At 70.2% G+C, this 18,345-nt stretch carries 15 protein-coding genes; 12 read left to right on the top strand and 3 right to left on the bottom strand.

Annotation, left to right across the window (positions count from 1 at the left end; genetic code table 11):
• Positions 1–211: 211 nt before the first annotated feature.
• On the top strand, positions 212–1,741 hold the full coding sequence (locus tag ACFWBQ_RS21675) for an amino acid permease (protein ID WP_385491365.1): 1,530 nt from the start codon (positions 212–214) through the stop codon (positions 1,739–1,741).
• Between the two features lie 57 nt (positions 1,742–1,798).
• Here ACFWBQ_RS21675 and ACFWBQ_RS21670 read toward each other — a convergent pair whose 3' ends face one another.
• Positions 1,799–2,434 (bottom strand): TetR/AcrR family transcriptional regulator, encoded by a 636-nt coding sequence (locus tag ACFWBQ_RS21670; RefSeq protein ID WP_385491362.1) that lies wholly within the window; start codon positions 2,432–2,434, stop codon positions 1,799–1,801.
• 178 nt (positions 2,435–2,612) lie between these two features.
• Here ACFWBQ_RS21670 and ACFWBQ_RS21665 point away from each other — a divergent pair, with 178 nt between their 5' ends.
• From ACFWBQ_RS21665 to mug, 11 genes are all read left to right on the top strand, one after another.
• On the top strand, positions 2,613–3,431 hold the full coding sequence (locus ACFWBQ_RS21665) for an urea amidolyase associated protein UAAP1 (RefSeq protein ID WP_385491359.1): 819 nt from the start codon (positions 2,613–2,615) through the stop codon (positions 3,429–3,431).
• The gene (locus tag ACFWBQ_RS21660) at positions 3,428–4,066 is read left to right on the top strand and encodes an urea amidolyase associated protein UAAP2 (RefSeq protein ID WP_385491356.1); all 639 of its coding nucleotides are present in this window, start codon (positions 3,428–3,430) and stop codon (positions 4,064–4,066) included. The genes ACFWBQ_RS21665 and ACFWBQ_RS21660 overlap by 4 nt, the downstream gene beginning before the upstream one ends.
• Positions 4,063–7,578, top strand: coding sequence for a 5-oxoprolinase/urea amidolyase family protein (locus tag ACFWBQ_RS21655; RefSeq protein WP_385491353.1), 3,516 nt, complete (start codon positions 4,063–4,065; stop codon positions 7,576–7,578). The genes ACFWBQ_RS21660 and ACFWBQ_RS21655 overlap by 4 nt, the downstream gene beginning before the upstream one ends.
• A gap of 14 nt (positions 7,579–7,592) precedes the next feature.
• Entirely contained in the window at positions 7,593–9,248 is a 1,656-nt protein-coding gene (gene atzF / locus ACFWBQ_RS21650) for an allophanate hydrolase (RefSeq protein ID WP_385491351.1), read from the top strand.
• A gap of 45 nt (positions 9,249–9,293) precedes the next feature.
• The gene (locus tag ACFWBQ_RS21645; protein ID WP_385491348.1) at positions 9,294–9,713 is read left to right on the top strand and encodes a GNAT family N-acetyltransferase; all 420 of its coding nucleotides are present in this window, start codon (positions 9,294–9,296) and stop codon (positions 9,711–9,713) included.
• 296 nt (positions 9,714–10,009) lie between these two features.
• Positions 10,010–11,347: a hemolysin family protein gene (locus ACFWBQ_RS21640; protein ID WP_385491345.1), complete on the top strand. Its 1,338-nt coding sequence runs from the start codon at positions 10,010–10,012 to the stop codon at positions 11,345–11,347.
• Entirely contained in the window at positions 11,344–12,366 is a 1,023-nt protein-coding gene (locus ACFWBQ_RS21635) for a hemolysin family protein (protein WP_385491342.1), read from the top strand. Before ACFWBQ_RS21640 ends, ACFWBQ_RS21635 begins: the two co-directional genes overlap by 4 nt.
• 101 nt (positions 12,367–12,467) lie before the next feature.
• A complete protein-coding gene (locus tag ACFWBQ_RS21630; protein ID WP_385491339.1) occupies positions 12,468–13,304 on the top strand; it encodes an SGNH/GDSL hydrolase family protein in 837 nt (278 codons plus the stop codon).
• A 145-nt stretch (positions 13,305–13,449) separates the two neighbouring features.
• Entirely contained in the window at positions 13,450–14,244 is a 795-nt protein-coding gene (locus tag ACFWBQ_RS21625; protein ID WP_385491337.1) for an SAM-dependent methyltransferase, read from the top strand.
• Positions 14,245–14,341: 97 nt separating this feature from the next.
• Positions 14,342–15,784, top strand: coding sequence for an adenylosuccinate lyase (gene purB / locus ACFWBQ_RS21620; RefSeq protein ID WP_385491334.1), 1,443 nt, complete (start codon positions 14,342–14,344; stop codon positions 15,782–15,784).
• Between the two features lie 19 nt (positions 15,785–15,803).
• Positions 15,804–16,451, top strand: a complete 648-nt coding sequence (gene mug, locus ACFWBQ_RS21615) for a G/U mismatch-specific DNA glycosylase (protein ID WP_385491331.1) — start codon at positions 15,804–15,806, stop codon at positions 16,449–16,451.
• Between the two features lie 121 nt (positions 16,452–16,572).
• Here mug and ACFWBQ_RS21610 read toward each other — a convergent pair whose 3' ends face one another.
• Together ACFWBQ_RS21610 and ACFWBQ_RS21605 are read right to left on the bottom strand one after the other, a co-directional pair.
• Positions 16,573–17,316 (bottom strand): ABC transporter permease, encoded by a 744-nt coding sequence (locus ACFWBQ_RS21610; RefSeq protein WP_385491328.1) that lies wholly within the window; start codon positions 17,314–17,316, stop codon positions 16,573–16,575.
• A 5-nt stretch (positions 17,317–17,321) separates the two neighbouring features.
• Complete coding sequence (locus ACFWBQ_RS21605) at positions 17,322–18,257, bottom strand: ATP-binding cassette domain-containing protein (RefSeq protein WP_385491325.1); 936 nt, start codon at positions 18,255–18,257, stop codon at positions 17,322–17,324.
• Between the last annotated feature and the right edge of the window lie 88 nt (positions 18,258–18,345).

The following is an 18,345-nucleotide window of genomic DNA, read 5'->3' as shown; positions in this document are numbered from 1 at the left end:
GCGGGACCCCTGCGGGTGACGGGCGCGCCGCGCTCGCGGTGAGCGCTTCGGCGCCGTGCGGACACGCCGGTGTCATCCGGCGGAAACAGCCTCTCCCTAATTTCTATCAACCGACAGGAATACGGCCCTTCGGCCGACTGCCGACGCGGGCTCCCGGCGTTCGCAGAGCGACTGACCATCCTCCCGACCCTCCCTGAGAGCAGGTCCAGCCATGGCCGCCACCGCCCCCGCCGACGTACGCCCCGACCCGCCCGTGCCCCCTGCCGGCGGCTCACCCCTCCAGGAGTTCGGCTACCAGCAGGAACTGCACCGCAGCCTCGGCCGGTACGCCTCCTTCGCTGCCGGATTCTCCTTCATCTCCGTCCTGATGACGGTCTTCCAGTTCTTCGCCGTCGGCTATGCCTTCGGCGGCCCGGTCTTCTTCTGGGCCTGGCCGGCCGTGCTGGCCGGACAGCTGCTGGTCGCCGCATGTTTCGCCGAACTCGCCGCCCGCTACCCGATTTCGGGTGCGACCTACCAGTGGTCGTCCCGGCTCAGCAATCTCACCTTCGGCTGGTTCGCGGGCTGGATCATGGTCATCGGTCAGATCGCGGTGGTGGCAGCCGCGGCCCTGGCTCTCCAGATGGTGATGCCCCCGATCTGGTCCGGTTTCCAGATCCTCGGCGGCGACCCGGCACCGCTGTCGCGGACGGGGGCGGCCAACGCGGCGGTCCTCGGCGTGATTCTGCTGGCCTTGACGACCCTGGTGAACGTCATCGACAACCGCGTCATGTCGGCGGTCAACCGGATCGGGGTCACCGCCGAGATCATCGGTGCCGTCCTGATCGTGGTACTGCTGCTGACGCACTCCGAGCGCAGCCCGGGCATCACCTTTCACACGAGTGGCGCGGAGACGGGCGTGTTCGGCGCGCTGCTGGTGGGTTCGTTCACGGCCGCGTACGTGATGATCGGCTTCGACAGCGCCGGGGAGATGAGCGAAGAGACCCGCGATCCCCGCCGGACCGCTCCGCGCACGATCCTGGCCGCGCTCGGCGCGGCGGGCCTGCTGGGCGGCCTGCTCGTACTGGGCGGGCTGCTGGCCGCGCCGAGCCTCACGGACGGGAACCTCGCGACCGAGGGCATGAGCTACGTCCTGACCAGCAGCCTGGGTGACGGCCTGGGCAGGTTCCTGCTGGCCGATGTGGTGATCGCCATCGTGGTGGCGACCCTGGCGGTCCAGACGGCGGCGTGCCGGATGCTGTTCTCGATGGCCCGTGACGGCCAGTTGCCCTGGTCCGGTCTGCTGTCCAAGGTCAACCGGCGGACCGGGATGCCGACCGTCCCCGCACTGGTCGTCGGGATACTCGCCGCGGCCCTGCTGCTCCTCAACTTCTCCTCACCGGAGGCGTTCCTGGCCATCGGCACCACGTGCATCGTGATGCTGTACCTCGCGTACTCGATGGTGACCGGCCCTCTTCTGGTCCGTCGGCTGCGCGGCAGGTACAGCTCCCGCACCGATGCTCTGGACGAGGCGGGCAGGCCGCTGTTCTCACTGGGGCGCTGGGGCCTGCCGGTCAATGTGCTCGCCCTGCTCTACGGGCTGTTCATGACGGTCAACCTGGCCTGGCCCCGGGCCGAGGTCTACGACCCGGCGGGTGGCCACTGGTACTTCCAGTGGTTCACGGTCCTGTTCCTGACGATCACCGTTGCCCTGGGCGCCGCCTACCGCACGTACCGGAAGCGAGTGGTTTCCCCCCGCTGACCCGAATGGCCCCGGGTTCCGGCAGGACCGCCGGAATCCGGGGCGAACCACTGTGCCCTACCTGCCGCACCGCGACCCGGCGATCCGCAGCGCCGCGTCCGCCGTCGCCGCGGCGAACATGTCGGCCGACCGCTCCGGATCCGAGCGGTGCACCAGGATCACCCCTTCGATCAGGCCGAAGACCAGATCGGTACGCAGAGCCAGCTCGCCCTTGTCGAGATCCGCGCACGCCTCCGTGCCGGCCAGCAGTTGCCCGTAGGCCTCTCTGAGCTCGGTCCGTACACGATGGAATCCGGCGAACCGTTCCGCCTGGACCTCGGGCAGCAGGTACAGCGCGCCCAGATTGTGCGGGCCCGCGCACAGCAGTGCCACGTCCGAGCGGCACAGCTCCCACAACCGGTCCTCCGCAGAGGTCCCGTCATCGGCAAGCAACTGCCGGGCCAGCGCCAGCGACGGGGTGACGGTGGACTCGAGGAGCTCCGCGAGCAGATCCTCCTTGCCCGCGACGTAGTGATACATCGTCGCCTGGCGCATGCCCGCCCGTTCGGCGACGGCCCGGGTGGTGGTCGCCGCGTAGCCGCGACTGGTGAACAGCTCGGCGGCCGCGCTCAGCAGTTCGTCTCGTGCGGACAGACCGCTGTCGGGCCGCTGCTGGGCGCGCGGGCGACCGACCTTTCTTCCGGTGGGAGGCATGGGTCCGATCGTCGCACATCGCGGACTGCCCGGATCTTGGTGAGCAGTCGGTAACGCACCCGCAATTCACGGGCAATGACGCCGAATCCGCGGCGACCTAATTTCTGTCGTGCGACAGAAACTGGCGCGGTGCCGAAGCGGCCGCGCAGTGATACCACCGCCGACCGGAGGTCCAGCCATGGCGACAGCGACAACATACGGAGCCCAGGAGCACGCCCGCTCCCAGCACGTCACCCGTGCCCGGGAGATGCCGGTCGTACCCGCGGCCGACTGGCCCGCCCCGCTCCCGGGCGAGCCCGTCTGGGCCGAGACCGTCGCGGGCGGCAACTACACGCACCGCGTCATCGCCCGCGGTACGGAGCTGCGTCTGACGGACCTCGACGGCGACGCCTGCGCCCATGTGCTCCTGTACGTCGACGGCCGCCCGTGGGAGCGGCTGAACACCGCCGACACGATCAAGGTGCAGTGGAACGCATATCTCGGCGCGGACCGGCTGCTCCTCTCCGACCAGGGGCGCGTCCTCGCCTCGGTGATCACCGACTCCTCCGGCCGGCACGACGCGTTGTGCGGTACGTCGACCCTCCTGCGCAACACCGCGCGGTACGGGGACGGCACCCCGCAGTCCGGCTCCCCCGCCGGACGCGAACTGCTGAAGCTCGCCGCCGCCAAGAACGGCCTCGAGCCCCGCGATCTGCCGCCCTCCCTCTCCTTCTTCCAGGGCGTGGAGATACGGGAGGACGGCGCCCTGGACTTCACCGGCTCGGCGGGAGCGGGCACGGCCGTGACCCTGCGCGCCGAGCAGGACCTGACCGTGCTCGTCGCGAACGTCCCGCACCCGCTGGATCCCCGCCCGGCGTACACCAGCACCCCGCTGGAGGTACTCGCCTGGCGTGCCCGTCCGACGCGGCCCGGCGACCCTCTCTGGGACGCCGCACCCGAGGGGCGCAGGGCCTTCCTCAACACGTACGACTTCCTCACCACCAGGGGGCTCGCATGACCCGGACGACCGTCACGACCACGTCCGCCACGATCCCCGCGCGCGCCGCGTGGTCAGCCGTGGTCCGCGCGGGCGACGAGCTCACGCTCACCGACCTGCACGGCAATCAGGCCGTCGACTTCCTCGTGTACGACGCCCGGGACACCGCCGTCCGCTACAGCGCCCCGGACACCGTCCACGCGCAGGGCGGCATCTTCCTCACCACCGGCAGCGTGCTGATGTCCAACGAGTACACCCCTCTGATGACCGTCACCGAGGACACCTGCGGCCGGCACGACACCGTCGGCGGCGCGTGTTCCAAGGAGTCCAACACCCTGCGCTACGGACACCACACCTGGTCCCAGCACGCCTGCGTGGACAACTTCCTGGCGGAGGGCGCCCGGCACGGGCTGAGCAAGCGGGATCTCGTCTCCAACATCAACTGGTACATGAACGTGCCGGTCGAGAAGGACGGCACCCTCGGCATCGTGGACGGCATATCGGCCCCCGGCCTCAGGGTCACCCTCCGCGCCGAGACGGACGTCCTGGTCCTGGTCTCCAACTGCCCCCAGATCAACAACCCGTGCAACGGCTTCGAGCCCACGGCCGTCGAGGCCACCATCACCGCGCCTGCCACCGCGGAGGCCGCGCGATGACTTTCGACACCCTGCTGATCGCCAACCGGGGCGAGATAGCCGTCCGGATCATCCGTACGGCCCGCCAACTGGGCCTGCGTACCGTCGCGGTGTTCTCCGACGCCGACCGCTCCGCGCCACACGTCCGGCTTGCCGACGAGTCCGTACGCCTCGGCCCGGCGCCCGCCAAGGAGTCGTACCTCGACGCCGACCTCGTTCTCAAGGCCGCCAAGGACACCGGCGCCGGTGCCATCCACCCGGGATACGGATTCCTCTCGGAGGACGCGGAGTTCGCCCGGCGCTGCGAGGACGCCGGGATCGTCTTCGTCGGTCCGACCGCCGGGCAGCTGGAGCTGTTCGGCGCCAAGCACACCGCGCGGGCGGCAGCCGAGCAGGCGGGGGTTCCCCTGGCACCCGGCACGGGACTGCTCCCCGATCTGCCCACTGCCCTCACCGCGGCGGACCGCATCGGCTACCCGGTGATGCTCAAGGCCACCGGAGGCGGCGGCGGCATCGGCATGTCGGCCTGCCGGTCCGGCGAGGAACTGGCCGACGCCTGGGAACGGGTGCAACGCGTCGCCGCCGCGTCCTTCTCCTCGGCCGGGGTCTTCCTGGAACGGCTCGTGGAGCACGCACGCCATGTGGAGGTCCAGGTCTTCGGCGACGGCCGGGGCCGCGTGGTCACCTTCGGCGACCGCGACTGCTCGCTCCAGCGCCGCAACCAGAAAGTCCTGGAGGAGGCCCCCGCGCCGGGCCTACCGGACGCCGTCCGCAGCCGACTGGCGTCATCGGCACGCGAGTTGTGCGCCTCGGTCGGCTACCGGTCGGCCGGCACGGTGGAGTTCGTGTACGACGCCGCCCGCGAGGAGGCGTACTTCCTGGAGGTCAACACCCGCCTCCAGGTCGAACACCCGGTCACCGAGGAGATCTTCGGTGTCGACCTCGTCGCCTGGATGCTGCGCCTGGCGCAGGGCGAGACCGACGTCGTACAGGAACCGTCGGCGCCACGCGGCCACGCGGTCGAGGCGCGCGTGTACGCCGAGGACCCGACGCGCGATCACCGCCCCGGCGCCGGCCTGCTGACCCGCGTCGTGTTCCCGGAGACCGATGGCGTACGCGTGGACACCTGGATCGAGACGGGCACGGAGGTGACGACCTCGTACGACCCGATGCTGGCCAAGGTCATCGCGTACGGCACCGACCGCGCCGACGCCTTCGCCCGGCTGGACGCCGCCCTCGCCGCGACCCGGGTGGACGGCATCGAGACCAATCTGGGCCTGGTACGGGCCGCCCTGGCCGACGACCGGGTCCGCGACGCCGCGCACTCGACCGCCACCCTGCCCACCGTCACGGACCCGACCCCCCGTATCGAGGTGGTGGCCGGGGGCACGCTCACCACCGTGCAGGACTGGCCGGGCCGCACGGGCTACTGGCAGGTGGGTGTACCGCCGTCGGGCCCGATGGACGATCTCTCCTTCCGGCTCGGCAACACCGCCCTGGGCAATGCCCCGGGCGCTCCCGGCCTCGAATGCACCCTCCAGGGCCCGACCCTGCGCTTCACCCGTGCCACGACGGTCTGTGTCACGGGCGCGCCTGCCTCCGTGACGCTCGACGGCGAGCCGGCCGCGCAGTGGGAGCCCCTGACCGTCCCGGCCGGCTCCACCCTCGCTGTCGGTACCCCGGCCGAGCACGGACTGCGGACCTACGTCCTGTTCGCGGGCGGCGGTCTGGACGTCCCGGACTTCCTGGGCAGCGCCGCCACGTTCACGCTCGGCGGCTTCGGCGGCCACGGCGGGCGCGCGCTGCGCACCGGCGACGTCCTGCACGGCGGGGCCGTCGGGACACCGGGCGTCGCCGTCCCGGCCGGCGCACGTCCCCGGTTCGGTTCCGTGTGGCGGATCGGGGCAGCCGAAGGACCCCACGCGGCGCCCGAGTTCTTCACCGAGGAGGACGTCCACGACTTCTACGCGGCCGACTGGAAGGTCCACTTCAACTCGGCCAGGACCGGTGTGCGCCTGGTCGGCCCCAAGCCGCGCTGGGCCCGCACGGACGGCGGTGAGGCGGGCCTGCACCCCTCCAACATCCATGACACGCCGTACTCCGTGGGCGCTGTCGACTACACCGGCGACATGCCGGTGCTCCTCGGTCCCGACGGGCCCTCGCTGGGCGGATTCGTCTGCCCGGCGACGGTGGTGACGGGCGAGCGCTGGAAACTGGGTCAGCTGCGCCCCGGAGACACGGTCCGCTTCCAGCCCGTGACGATCGCCGGTGCGCCGCGCCCCGCGATCGTCGACGGCGGCATCCTGTTCCAGGACGGCACCCTCACCTACCGCCGCAGCGGCGACGACAACGTCCTCGTCGAGTACGGGCCCATGCAGCTGGACCTGGCGATGCGGATGCGCGTCCACGCGCTGATGGAGGCGCTGACGGCGCAGGCGGTCCCCGGCATCACCGGCCTCACGCCCGGCATCCGCTCGCTCCAGATCCAGACCGATCCCTCGGTCCTTCAGCAGGAACGCCTCCTGGAGCTGCTCCACCGCGCGGAGGCCGCGCTCCCGCCGACCGACGCTCTCGTCGTGCCGTCCAGGACCGTGCATCTCCCGCTGTCCTGGGACGACCCGGCGACCCGCGAGGCCATCGCGCGCTATATGGCAGGGGTACGGGACGACGCCCCCTGGTGCCCGTGGAACATCGAGTTCATCCGCCGGGTCAACGGCCTGGACTCGGTCGACGAGGTGTACCGCACGGTCTTCGACGCCGAGTACCTGGTGATGGGGCTCGGCGATGTCTACCTGGGCGCGCCCGTCGCCACTCCGCTGGACCCGCGCCACCGGCTGGTCACCACGAAGTACAACCCGGCCCGCACCTGGACGGCCGAGAACTCGGTCGGCATCGGCGGCGCGTACCTGTGCGTCTACGGGATGGAGGGCCCCGGCGGCTACCAGTTCGTGGGCCGCACGACCCAGGTGTGGTCGGGCTGGCAGCAGCGCGGTGCGTTCGAGCCGGGTTCGCCCTGGCTGCTGCGGTTCTTCGACCGCATCAAGTGGTATCCGGTGGAGGCGGACGAACTCCTGGAGCTCCGCGCGGACATCGCGTCGGGCCGCTTCGTACCGCGCATCGAGGAAGGTGAGTTCTCGCTGGCGCAGTACCAGGCGTTCCTCGCCGACAACGCCGCATCGATCGCCGCCTTCCGCACCCGGCAGGGCACCGCGTTCGGCGCCGAGCGCGATGCCTGGGAGGAGGCCGGCGAGTTCGCCAGGGCCGAGGCGGCAACCGCCCCCGCCGAGGTCCCCGCCGAGATCGAGATCCCGGCGGGCGGCCACCTGCTGGAAGCGGAGTTCGCCGCATCCGTCTGGCAGTTGAACGTGGCGGCCGGGGACACGGTCACGGCGGGTCAGCCGCTGCTCGCCCTGGAGGCGATGAAGATGGAATCCCGCGTCCATGCCCCGATGGCCGGCACGGTGACCCGCGTCCTCACCCGGCCCGGCGCCCAGGTGGAACCGGGAACCCCGCTGCTCGTCCTGTCCCCCTGACCCGAGGAAGCACCATGACCGTCGCCAGCCCCGTCCTCCGGCGGGTCCGCGCCGCCCACGCCCGCATCGAGGCCGTCGACCGGCCAGAGATCTGGATCGACCTGCGTCCGCTCGCCGGTCTGGAGGACGAGGCCCGGGCGCTGGACGCCCGCATCGCCGCGGGTGACCGTCTCCCGCTCGCGGGACGCCTCCTTGCCGTCAAGGGCAATATCGACGTGGCCGGTCTGCCGACCACGGCCGGCTGCCCCGGTTACGCGTACGAGCCGGCTGCCGACGCCCCAGCCGTGGCCCGGCTGCGCGCGGCCGGTGCGCTCGTGATCGGCACTACGAATCTCGACCAGTTCGCCACCGGTCTGGTCGGGACCCGCTCCCCGTACGGTGCGGTACGCAACGCCGTCGATCCGTCCCGCATCAGCGGCGGCTCCAGCTCCGGTTCGGCCGTCGCCGTGGCCCTGGGCATCGCCGACCTGGCACTCGGCACGGACACCGCGGGCTCGGGGCGCGTCCCCGCGGCGTTCAACGGCATTGTCGGTGTGAAGCCGACCCGCGGCCTCGTACCGACCGAGGGGGTGGTGCCGGCCTGCGCGAGCCTGGACTGCGTCACGGTGTTCGCCCGTACGCTCCCCGAGGCGGAGCAGGCGCTGGGCCTGATGAGCACCCCCACGCCGATGGATGTCCCTCCCCGGACACCGGGCCCCTGGCGCGTCGCCGTCCCTCCCCTCCAGCAGCTGGGCGCACTCGACCCCGGCTGGGCGGAGGCCTACGAGGACGCCGCGGGGCAGCTCCGCGCGGCGGGTGCCGAGATCAGGCCGCTGGACCTCGCCCCGTTCACCGAGGCGGCGACCATGCTGTACGAGGGGGCGTTCGTCGCCGAGCGCTACACCACCGTCGGCGACTTCGTCGACAGCACCCCCTCGCCCCCGGACCTCGACCCGACGGTGGCCAAAATCATCACCGCGGCCCGCGACCTCCCCGCGCACCGGCTCTTCGCCGACCAGGACCGCCTGGCCCGCCTCCGTACAGCTGCCCTGCACGCACTCGGCGATGCCGACGCCCTCCTGCTCCCCACCACCCCCGGGCATCCCACCCTCGCCGATGTCGCCGCCGACCCTCTCGGCGTGAACACGCGACTGGGACGGTTCACCAACTCCACCAATCTGTTCGACATGTGCGCGCTCGCCGTGCCCGCCGGAGAAGTCGCGGGGCTGCCCTTCGGCGTCATGCTGATCGGCCAGGCCGCCACCGACGACCGGCTGCCCCGGATCGCGGCCCTCCTGACCCCGCCGGTACGGCTCGCCGTGGTCGGCGCCCACCTGACGGGCCAGCCGCTCAACTACCAGCTCCTCGCACTGGGCGCCCGGCTGGTCCGTACTACACGGACAGCTACCTCCTACAGACTGCACGCGCTGCGCACGACGCCCCCGAAGCCGGGCCTGGAATGGGTGGACGAGGACGGCGCAGCCATCGAGGCGGAGATCTGGGAGCTGCCCCCGGAAGGGCTGGGGACGCTGACGGCGCAGCTCCCGCATCCCATGACGCTGGGTCGCGTCGACCTCGCCGACGGCACCACGGTCCCCGGTTTCCTCTGCGAGCCGTATGCGCTGCGCGGGGCCGAGGACATCACGGAGCACGGTGGCTGGCGGGCGTATCGCGCCGCGATTCCCCGGTGAGAAAATGGTTCGCAGAACAGGCCTCCGCTCTGCTTGGGTCGCCCCATGAGTGATCTCCACATACGCTGCGCCACCCTCACCGACATCACGGCCGTACTGCGCTTCTGGGGCGAGGCCGCGGAGGGAACCAGCATCAGCGACGACCACGACGGGGTGGCCCGGCTCATCTCCAGAGACCCGGAGGCTCTGCTTCTCGCAGAGCGCGACGGTGTCCTCAGGGGAACGGTCATCGCTGGTTTCGACGGCTGGCGATGCTCCGCCTACCGGCTGGCCGTACACCCGGACTGCCGCCGGCAAGGCATCGCGGGCGCCCTGCTGGACGCGGCGGAGCAGCGATTCATCGCCCTGGGCGGGCGCCGGGTCGACGCGATGGTCCTGGAGGCCAACGAGACGGCGCACCGGGCGTGGGCGGCCGTCGGCTACCACCGCGAGGATCACTGGCGACGCTGGGTGAAGCCGCTGTAGACACGCAGAGGACTCCTCGTGCTTCCGCCGGAACCGGTCTCTCGGCGGGTGCATACCGAAATCCCCTTCGGGCAGACGGTGAAGCACCTCACCGGCTGCGACCATGGGTGGCCGGGGTGACCGGCGGGAACGCCCGGCACAGCCGGAATTTTGCCGACCCTTTACTATGGTTCCTCAACCGACCAACCCTTCGAAAGGTGTGAGCGTCCGCCCATGGGCGAGCCTCCCAGTAGTAGATACCGCCGACATCGCGCGAACCTCCTGCCCCTGCCCGATCATGGGACGGAGGTGAACCGATGACCGAAGTGCTTCTGCTCCTCGTGGCGGTGCTGCTCTCACTCGCCTGCGGCGCATTCGTGGCGGCGGAGTTCTCTCTGACCACCGTGGAGCGCGGCGAGCTCGAACGGGCCGTCGAGCGTGAGGAACGGGGGGCTGCTGGAGCACTCAAGGCTGTGCGCAGCCTCACCTTCCAGCTCTCCGGCGCACAGCTCGGCATCACGGTCACCAACCTGGTGGTCGGCATGCTCTCCGAACCGTCCATCGCCAAGCTGATCCGTGGCCCGGTGGAGGCGATGGGGTTCTCCCCTGCCGTGGCTTCCACGCTGGCACTCGTGATCGGCACAGCTCTGTCCACCGTGGTTCTGATGGTGGTCGGCGAGCTCGTCCCGAAGAACTGGGCGATCTCGTCCCCGCTGGCCGTCGCCAAGGTGGTCGCCACTCCTCAACGGGCGTTCACCGCCGTCTTCCGCCCCTTCATCAGCCACCTCAACAACACCGCCAACCGGATCGTGCGCCGCTTCGGCCTCGAACCGACCGAGGAGCTGGCCTCCGCGCGCAGCCCGCAGGAGCTGGTGGCCCTGGCACGTCACTCCGCGAAGGAGGGCGCTCTGGAGGCGGACACCGCGGAACTGTTCGTGCGCACCCTCAACCTGTCCGAGCTGACCGCGGAGAACGTGATGACGCCGCGCGTCCAGGTCACGGCCCTCGAGGTCAGGGCGACCGCGGAGGACGTCGCGAACGCCACCCGGGCGACCGGCCTCTCCCGCTTCCCCGTCTACCGGGGCAGCCTGGACTCGGTGGTGGGGGTCGCGCACATCAAGGACGTGCTGGCCATTCCGGCCGCGCAGCGGCCCCGTAAACGAGTGTCGGACATGCTGCGCGAGCCACTCCTCGTGCCCGAGACCCTCACGGTGGACCGGTTGCTGGACCGGTTGTCCGGCAAACTCGCCATGGCCGTCGTCATCGACGAGTACGGCGGCACCGCAGGCGTCGTGACGCTGGAGGACATCGTCGAGGAGGTCGTCGGCGAGGTGCGCGACGAGCACGACCCGCACGAGACGCCCGACCTCGCGCCCGCCGGCGAGGACGCCGACGGGCGCACCCTGTGGTCCGCCGACGGTGCGGCCCGCACGGACCAGCTCCGGACCATCGGACTGCGGGTGCCGGACGGACCGTACGAAACACTCGCCGGACTCATCGCCACCGAGGTCGGCCGCATCCCGGTGGTCGGTGACACCGTCGAGCTCACAGGCTGGCGGATCGATGTGGTGGACGCCTCGGGGCACCGCGCCGCGCGCGCCCTGCTGCACGCACCGCTGCCCGGTACCGACGATCCGACGGAGAACGAACGATGATCGCCGTGCAGCTCTTCATCGGGCTGCTGACCCTGGTCGTGAACGCCTTCTTCGTCGGCGCGGAGTTCGCGCTGATCTCCGTACGGCGCAGCCAGATCGAGCCGGAGGCCGAGGCGGGGGACCGGCGGGCGCGCAGCGTCATCTGGGGCCTCGAGCATGTATCGGCGCTCCTCGCGGCGGCGCAGCTGGGCATCACGCTCTGCACGCTGGTGCTCGGTATCGTCGCCGAGCCCGCCATCGCGCATTTGCTGGAGCCGGTCTTCGACGTGGTGGGGGTGCCGCACGGGCTGGTGCACCCGATCTCGTTCGTGATCGCTCTGTCCGTGGCGACCTACCTGCACATGCTGCTGGGCGAGATGGTGCCGAAGAACATCGCGCTGGCCGAGCCGGCCCGCACCGCGCTGCTGCTCGGACCGCCGCTCGTGACCCTGGCCAGGGCGCTGCGCCCGGTGATCTTCACCATCAACGCCTTCGCCAACGCCCTGCTGAAGCTGCTGCGGGTGGAGACCAAGGACGAGGTGTCCGCGACCTTTTCCGACGACGAGTTGGCTCGGCTCGTCAAGGACGCAGGTGATGCCGGACTCGTCGACGACCGCTCTGCGGAACGACTGCGGCATGCCCTGGAACTCGGCCGCCGGCCGGTCCGGGACGTGCTGCTGCCGGTGGACCGGGTGCTGTACACCCGGGTCGGGACGACGCCCGAGGAGCTGGAGCGGCTCTCGTCGGAATCCGGCTTCTCCCGCTTCCCCGTCATGGACAGCGAGCAGCGAATTCTCGGGTACCTCCACGTGAAGGACGCTCTGGACGCCACGCCCCGCGACGTGCCGTTCCCGGTGACGGCGATGCGGCCGATCGCCCGGGTGCGGGCCAATACGCCGCTCGACGACGTCCTGACCGCGCTTCGGCGGAGCCGTACACACCTGGCAGCCGTGCTGGACGAGGACGACGACCGGCTGGCCGGCATGGTCACGATGGAGGACGTGCTGCGTGAGCTGGTGGGGAGGCCCCAGGCGCGCTGACGACCGGTGTCCGCAGGGGTGGGGAGGGGCGCGGCTGCGGTCGCGCCCCTCTTCCGCAGGGATCCGATCACGTGCTTTTGCCACGGTAGGATCACATGGCCATGAAATTGAATGCCACCTACACCAGCTTTGTCGCGGTCGGCGACTCGTTCACCGAGGGCATGTCGGACCTGCTGCCCGACGGTTCCTACCGCGGCTGGGCCGATGTCCTCGCTGCCCGGCTCGCGGCCCACGGTCCCGGATTCCGGTACGCGAATCTGGCCGTACGCGGAAAACTCATCGGTCAGATCGTCGACGAGCAGGTACCCGTCGCGGCAGCGCTGCAGCCCGACGTGATCACGCTTGTCGGCGGACTCAACGACACCCTGCGACCGAAGTGCGACATGGGCATGGTGCGGGGTCGGCTGGAAGAGGCCGTGGAGCGTCTCGCGCCGTCGTGCAAGAAGCTGGTGCTGATGCGCAGCCCGGGTCGCAACGGTCCCGTGATGGAACGCTTCCGCCCGCGCATGGAGGAGCTTTTCTCACTGGTCGACGACCTGGCGGAACGGCACGGCGCCGTGGTGGCCGATCTGTACGGAGCGCCCTCGCTGGGAGATCCCCGGATGTGGGACGTGGACCGGCTGCATCTGACGGCCGAGGGGCATCGCAGAGTCGCCGAGGCGGTCTGGCAGACGCTCGGGCTGCCTGCGGAGAGCGATTGGCAGACCCCCGTGCCGACTTCCCAGCCCGCACGCTGGGCGAAGCGGCGCGTCGACGACGTCAGGTTCGCCCGGCAGCATCTGATGCCCTGGATCGGGCGTCGTCTCACCGGACGGTCCTCCGGGGACGGACGGTCCGGCGCCCAGTTCGACGCCGGGCTCGGGCGCGCCTTCTGGATCACTCCCGAGGATGCGGCAACTCCCGGCCCGGTGGCGGAGTGGCGTCGGCTGGACGGCTGACGCCTTTCGCGCGTGCGCGCCCTGCCCTCGCCTCCTTGCCCAGCAGTCGAGTTGGCGCAGTTATAGCTGGTGCGCAAGGGGCGGATGAGCCAGGCTGGTCATCCACCGCGCAGGGGCACCCTGGGCACCAGGACAGGGATGAACGATGAGTGACGAAACCTCGGCGCCGACGGACCGGATCGACACGGGCACACCGCACTCGGCACGGGTCTGGAACTACTGGCTGGGCGGCAAGGACAACTACGAGGTGGACCGCCTGCTGGGCGCGGCCATGGAGGAGTCGTACCCGCAGATCATCGACATCGCCCGTGCCTCTCGTCAGTTCCAGGCGCGGGCCGTTCGCTATCTGGCCCAGGAGGCCGGGATACGGCAGTTCCTCGACCTCGGCACCGGCCTGCCGACAGCCAACGCGACGCACGAGGTCGCCCAGACGGTCGCCCCTGCCGCTCGTATCGTCTACGTGGACCACGACCCAATCGTGCTGGCCCACGCGCGTGCCCTGCTGACCAGCCGGCCCGAGGGCGCCACGGACTACGTGCACGCGGATCTGAGGGACTCCGAGACGGTGCTGCGGGAGGCCGCCAGGACTCTGGACCTCCAGCAGCCGGTTGCCCTGATGGTGCTCTCGACCCTGGGGCATGTCGCGGACGGGGGCGAGGCCGCCGCCCTTCTTCGCAGTTACCTCGACGCGTTCCCCGCCGGAAGTTTCCTGATGCTGTGCGACACGATCGAGACGGAAGAGACGCTGGCGGCGTCCGACGACTATGCCAGCGGTGGCGCCATGCCCTACATCTCACGGCCCAGGGAGATCATGCGCTCCTTCTCGGACGGCCTGGACCTTGTCGAGCCGGGCTTCGGGTCGATCAGCCTGTGGCGCCCCGAGGAGCCCGTCACCGGTGAGCCGGTGGACCAGTGGGGATTCGTGGCCGCGAAACGCTAGGGCCTCGCCTTGGATCAGGCTGGGCATCGCGTTCGTAGGAAACCACACACCGGCCCGCGGCGTCGGCCTGCAGAAACCGCCAGTAGAATCTGGACACGTGACTGCTGTGTCTGCGAAGCCTCGCATCCCCAATGTCCTGGCCGGCCGCTATGCCTCTACGGAGCTGGCCGTCCTCTGGTCCCCCGAGCAGAAGGTGAAGCTGGAGCGTCAGCTGTGGCTGGCGGTGCTGCGCGCTCAGAAGGACCTCGGGATCGAGGTGCCCGACGCAGCGCTCGCCGACTACGAGCGGGTGATCGACCAGGTCGACCTGGCCTCGATCGCCGAGCGCGAGAAGGTGACCCGGCACGACGTGAAGGCCCGGATCGAGGAGTTCAACGCTCTCGCCGGCCATGAGCAGGTGCACAAGGGCATGACCTCGCGGGACCTCACCGAGAACGTCGAACAGTTGCAGATCCGGCTCTCGCTGGAGCTGATGCGCGACCGTACCGTGGCGGTTCTGGCCCGGCTCGGCAAGCTGGCGGCCGAGTACCGCGAGCTGGTCATCGCGGGCCGCTCGCACAATGTCGCCGCGCAGGCGACGACGCTCGGCAAGCGTTTTGCAACTGCTGCGGACGAGCTGCTTGTGGCCTACGGACGGCTGGAGGACCTGCTCGGCCGTTACCCGCTGCGTGGCATCAAGGGCCCCGTCGGCACGGCCCAGGACATGCTGGACCTGTTGGGCGGCGACGCGGACAAGCTCGCCGACCTGGAGCAGCGCATCGCCGGTCACCTCGGCTTCGCGCAGGCCTTCACTTCGGTCGGTCAGGTTTACCCCCGCTCTCTCGACTACGACGTGGTCACCGCGCTGGTCCAGCTGGCCGCAGCACCCTCGTCGGTTGCCAAGACCATCCGGCTGATGGCCGGCCACGAGCTGGTGACCGAAGGCTTCAAGCCGGGTCAGGTCGGCTCGTCTGCCATGCCGCACAAGATGAACACCCGCTCCTGCGAGCGCGTCAACGGCCTGATGGTCATCCTGCGCGGCTACGCGTCCATGACGGGTGAGCTGGCGGGCGATCAGTGGAACGAGGGCGATGTGTCCTGCTCCGTGGTCCGCCGCGTTGCACTGCCGGACGCCTTCTTCGCGTTCGACGGTCTGCTGGAGACCTTCCTGACGGTGCTCGACGAGTTCGGCGCGTTCCCCGCGGTCGTGGCGCGTGAGCTGGACCGTTACCTGCCGTTCCTCGCCACGACCAAGGTGCTGATGGGCGCGGTACGGGCAGGAGTCGGCCGTGAGGTCGCCCACGAAGCGATCAAGGAGAACGCCGTCGCCTCGGCGCTGGCCATGCGGGAGCAGGGTGCGGAACGCAACGAGCTGCTGGACAAGCTGGCTGCCGACGAGCGCATCCCGCTCGACCGTGGGCAGCTTGACACCCTGATGGCGGACAAGCTGTCCTTCACCGGCGCGGCCGGCGACCAGGTCGCCGCTCTGGTGGCCCGGATCGAGGAGATCACCAAGCAGCACCCGGAAGCGGCCGGCTACGCGCCCGGTTCCATCCTCTGACAGCCCGCACCACCGTCGCATGACACCCGAAGAACTCCTGGCCGCCCGCGACCGCATCGTCCCCGATGTGGTCGCGGGTGGTCTGCGTGTGCTGTTCTGCGGCATCAACCCGAGCCTCATGACCGGCGCCACGGGGCACCATTTCGCCCACCCGGGCAATCGGTTCTGGCCGGTTCTGCATCTTTCGGGCTTCACGCCGAGGCAACTGAAACCGTCGGAACAGAACGATCTGCTCGCCCATGGACTCGGCATCACCAATGTGGTGGCCCGCGCCACGGCCCGTGCGGACGAATTGAGCGCCGCCGAATTCCGCGCGGGGGGCGAACGTCTGTCGGCGAAGGTGGAGCAGCTCGGACCTTCCTGGCTCGCTGTCGTCGGCGTCACCGCCTACCGCACAGCTTTCGGCGAACGCCGTGCGCAGATCGGCCCTCAGGAGCGAGCCATCGGTGGCGCCCGCGTCTGGGCCCTGCCCAACCCGAGTGGACTCAACACCCACTGGACCGTGCGGACGATGGCGCAGGAATTCGCCCGCCTCCGCGCGGCTGTGGGACAGGACGCATCCGCGCGCACCGCACCTCGGGCCACTGCGCCGGCCGACGCCTCTCGGGGTGGGCCGCCCACCGTCAACAGGACCGTCAACTCGCATCCCGGCCCGTCCTCCAGGTAGAGCACGGCGGCCGGCACTGGTCCTCCTTCTGCCGCGGCAGAAGTCACTCGCAGCTCGCGATGGGTCGGGCCCAGGGCTCCGCTGTCGCCTCCCGCGTTGTCCCCCGGCCGTCGGGCACCGGTCAGGCGTCCCTGTTTCTCACCGCCCACCAGCCGGCGAGGAGTGCGGCACCGGCCCACGCAGCGGTAACGGCCAGCCCCGCCCACGGCCCGAGGCTTCCTTCGGGATGCTGGTGGAGCACCAACTGCCCGGCCCGGTCCGGAAGATACTGCGCAACACCGCCCGCGATGTCTCCGACCACGAAGGAGACGATCAGGATGAAGGGGATGAGCAGACTGAGCACGGCAACCGCACTGCGCAGCAGCGCTGCCAGACCCGCCGCGAACAGAGCCATCAGCGCGAGGTAGATGCCCCCGCCGAACGCCGCACGCAGAGCACCGGGCTCTCCCAGACCGATCGCGTAGTCGCCCATGAACATCTGCCCCACGAGGAAGGTGGTGAAGCTGGTGATCATCCCCACAGTAAGAGCGAGTCCGCCGACCACTGACATCTTGGCGGCGTAGAAGAGGCCGCGGCGCGGAACGGCCGAGAGCGATATCCGCAGGGCCCCGTTCAGGAACTCGGAGGACAGGGCGGTCGCACCGAAACTGATAGCGGCGATCTGGCCGAAGTTCAGTGCGTAGAAGGCGCCGAAGACCAGCTCGGCGTCCGCGTTGTCCGCCTCTGCCTGCCCGACGGTTGCGAACGTGAGCACGGTGACAGCAAGGGTGGCGGCGAAGACCGCTATCAGGGATCCGGACACGGACCGCACCGACTTGATCTTGATCCACTCGGAATACAGAACAGCAGTAGCCGACATCGTCACAGTGGTCAGGCCTCCTGGCGGGCGGCGGCGGACGTGGAGGCGGCGAATTCCGTTGCGGCCGCCGTGAGGTCGAGATAGGCCTGTTCCAAGGTGGCTTGCTCATCGATGAGTTCAAGAAGAGGAATGCCTTCGAAGGCGGCTACGGCCCCGATTTCCTCCGCCTTGGCTCCCTCCACCGTCCAGCGGCCGTCGTCTCCCTGCTCCGGCACGTATCCCTTGCGGGTCAGCACATCCTTCAGACGTGTGGATTCGGTTGTGCGGAGCCGCACGCGCGGCCGGCTCCGGGAATCGAGGAACTCCTGCATCGGCAGATCGAGGAGGAGTCTGCCCCTGCCGAGGACCACCAGATGGTCGGCGAAGGAGGATGTCTCGTTCATCAAGTGGCTGGAGACGAGGACGGTGCGGCCCTCGCGGGCCAGCCGCCGCATCAGCTCACGGATCCAGATGATGCCTTCCGGGTCCAGTCCGTTCGACGGTTCATCCAGCATCACCACCTCCGGATCGCCGAGCAGGGCCGCCGCAATACCGAGGCGCTGGCGCATTCCGAGCGAGAACGTCTTGATCCGCTTTCCGCCGACCGCGCCGAGACCGGCTTCCTCGAGCACCTCCTCGACCCGCCGACCGGGTATGCCGTTACTTGCGGCAAGAGCCAGCAGGTGGTTGTGCGCGGTCCGCGAGCCGCGCGCCGCCTGGGCATCGAGCAGTGCGCCGACCCGGCGCAGCGGGTTGCCGAGCGAGGCATAAGGCTGTCCGCCGATCGTGGCGGAGCCGCCCGTGGTCCGGTCCAGGCCGAGGACGAGTCGCATGGTGGTGGACTTTCCGGCGCCGTTCGGGCCGAGAAAGCCCGTCACCCGGCCGGGCCGCACGCTGAACGTGAGGTGGTCCACGGCGCGGGTGGGTCCGTAGTCCTTGGTGAGCTCGTGGACGTCGATGCTGGTCATGACCTCAGACTGGCCGCTGGTCCTGGTCCGTGACCTCCCCCGCCCGAGTGGACGGTCTCCCTCTCGCGGGGGAGCCTCCGGCCGCTCG

This window comes from Streptomyces sp. NPDC060035, from assembly GCF_042736635.1.
Taxonomy (GTDB): Bacteria; Actinomycetota; Actinomycetes; order Streptomycetales; family Streptomycetaceae; genus Streptomyces.
This window is presented reverse-complemented; position numbering and strand designations above follow the sequence as displayed.

What these genes read in the sequence shown, in the direction of transcription:
- ACFWBQ_RS21655 (WP_385491353.1), top strand. Translation starts at nt 4,063, where the DNA reads ATGACTTTCGACACCCTGCTGATCGCCAACCGGGGCGAGATAGCCGTC.
- atzF (WP_385491351.1), top strand. Translation starts at nt 7,593, where the DNA reads ATGACCGTCGCCAGCCCCGTCCTCCGGCGGGTCCGCGCCGCCCACGCC.
- ACFWBQ_RS21660 (WP_385491356.1), top strand. Translation starts at nt 3,428, where the DNA reads ATGACCCGGACGACCGTCACGACCACGTCCGCCACGATCCCCGCGCGC.
- ACFWBQ_RS21635 (WP_385491342.1), top strand. Translation starts at nt 11,344, where the DNA reads ATGATCGCCGTGCAGCTCTTCATCGGGCTGCTGACCCTGGTCGTGAAC.
- ACFWBQ_RS21640 (WP_385491345.1), top strand. Translation starts at nt 10,010, where the DNA reads ATGACCGAAGTGCTTCTGCTCCTCGTGGCGGTGCTGCTCTCACTCGCC.
- ACFWBQ_RS21675 (WP_385491365.1), top strand. Translation starts at nt 212, where the DNA reads ATGGCCGCCACCGCCCCCGCCGACGTACGCCCCGACCCGCCCGTGCCC.
- ACFWBQ_RS21645 (WP_385491348.1), top strand. Translation starts at nt 9,294, where the DNA reads ATGAGTGATCTCCACATACGCTGCGCCACCCTCACCGACATCACGGCC.
- ACFWBQ_RS21605 (WP_385491325.1), bottom strand. Translation starts at nt 18,257, where the DNA reads ATGACCAGCATCGACGTCCACGAGCTCACCAAGGACTACGGACCCACC.
- ACFWBQ_RS21625 (WP_385491337.1), top strand. Translation starts at nt 13,450, where the DNA reads ATGAGTGACGAAACCTCGGCGCCGACGGACCGGATCGACACGGGCACA.
- mug (WP_385491331.1), top strand. Translation starts at nt 15,804, where the DNA reads ATGACACCCGAAGAACTCCTGGCCGCCCGCGACCGCATCGTCCCCGAT.
- ACFWBQ_RS21630 (WP_385491339.1), top strand. Translation starts at nt 12,468, where the DNA reads ATGAAATTGAATGCCACCTACACCAGCTTTGTCGCGGTCGGCGACTCG.
- ACFWBQ_RS21670 (WP_385491362.1), bottom strand. Translation starts at nt 2,434, where the DNA reads ATGCCTCCCACCGGAAGAAAGGTCGGTCGCCCGCGCGCCCAGCAGCGG.
- ACFWBQ_RS21665 (WP_385491359.1), top strand. Translation starts at nt 2,613, where the DNA reads ATGGCGACAGCGACAACATACGGAGCCCAGGAGCACGCCCGCTCCCAG.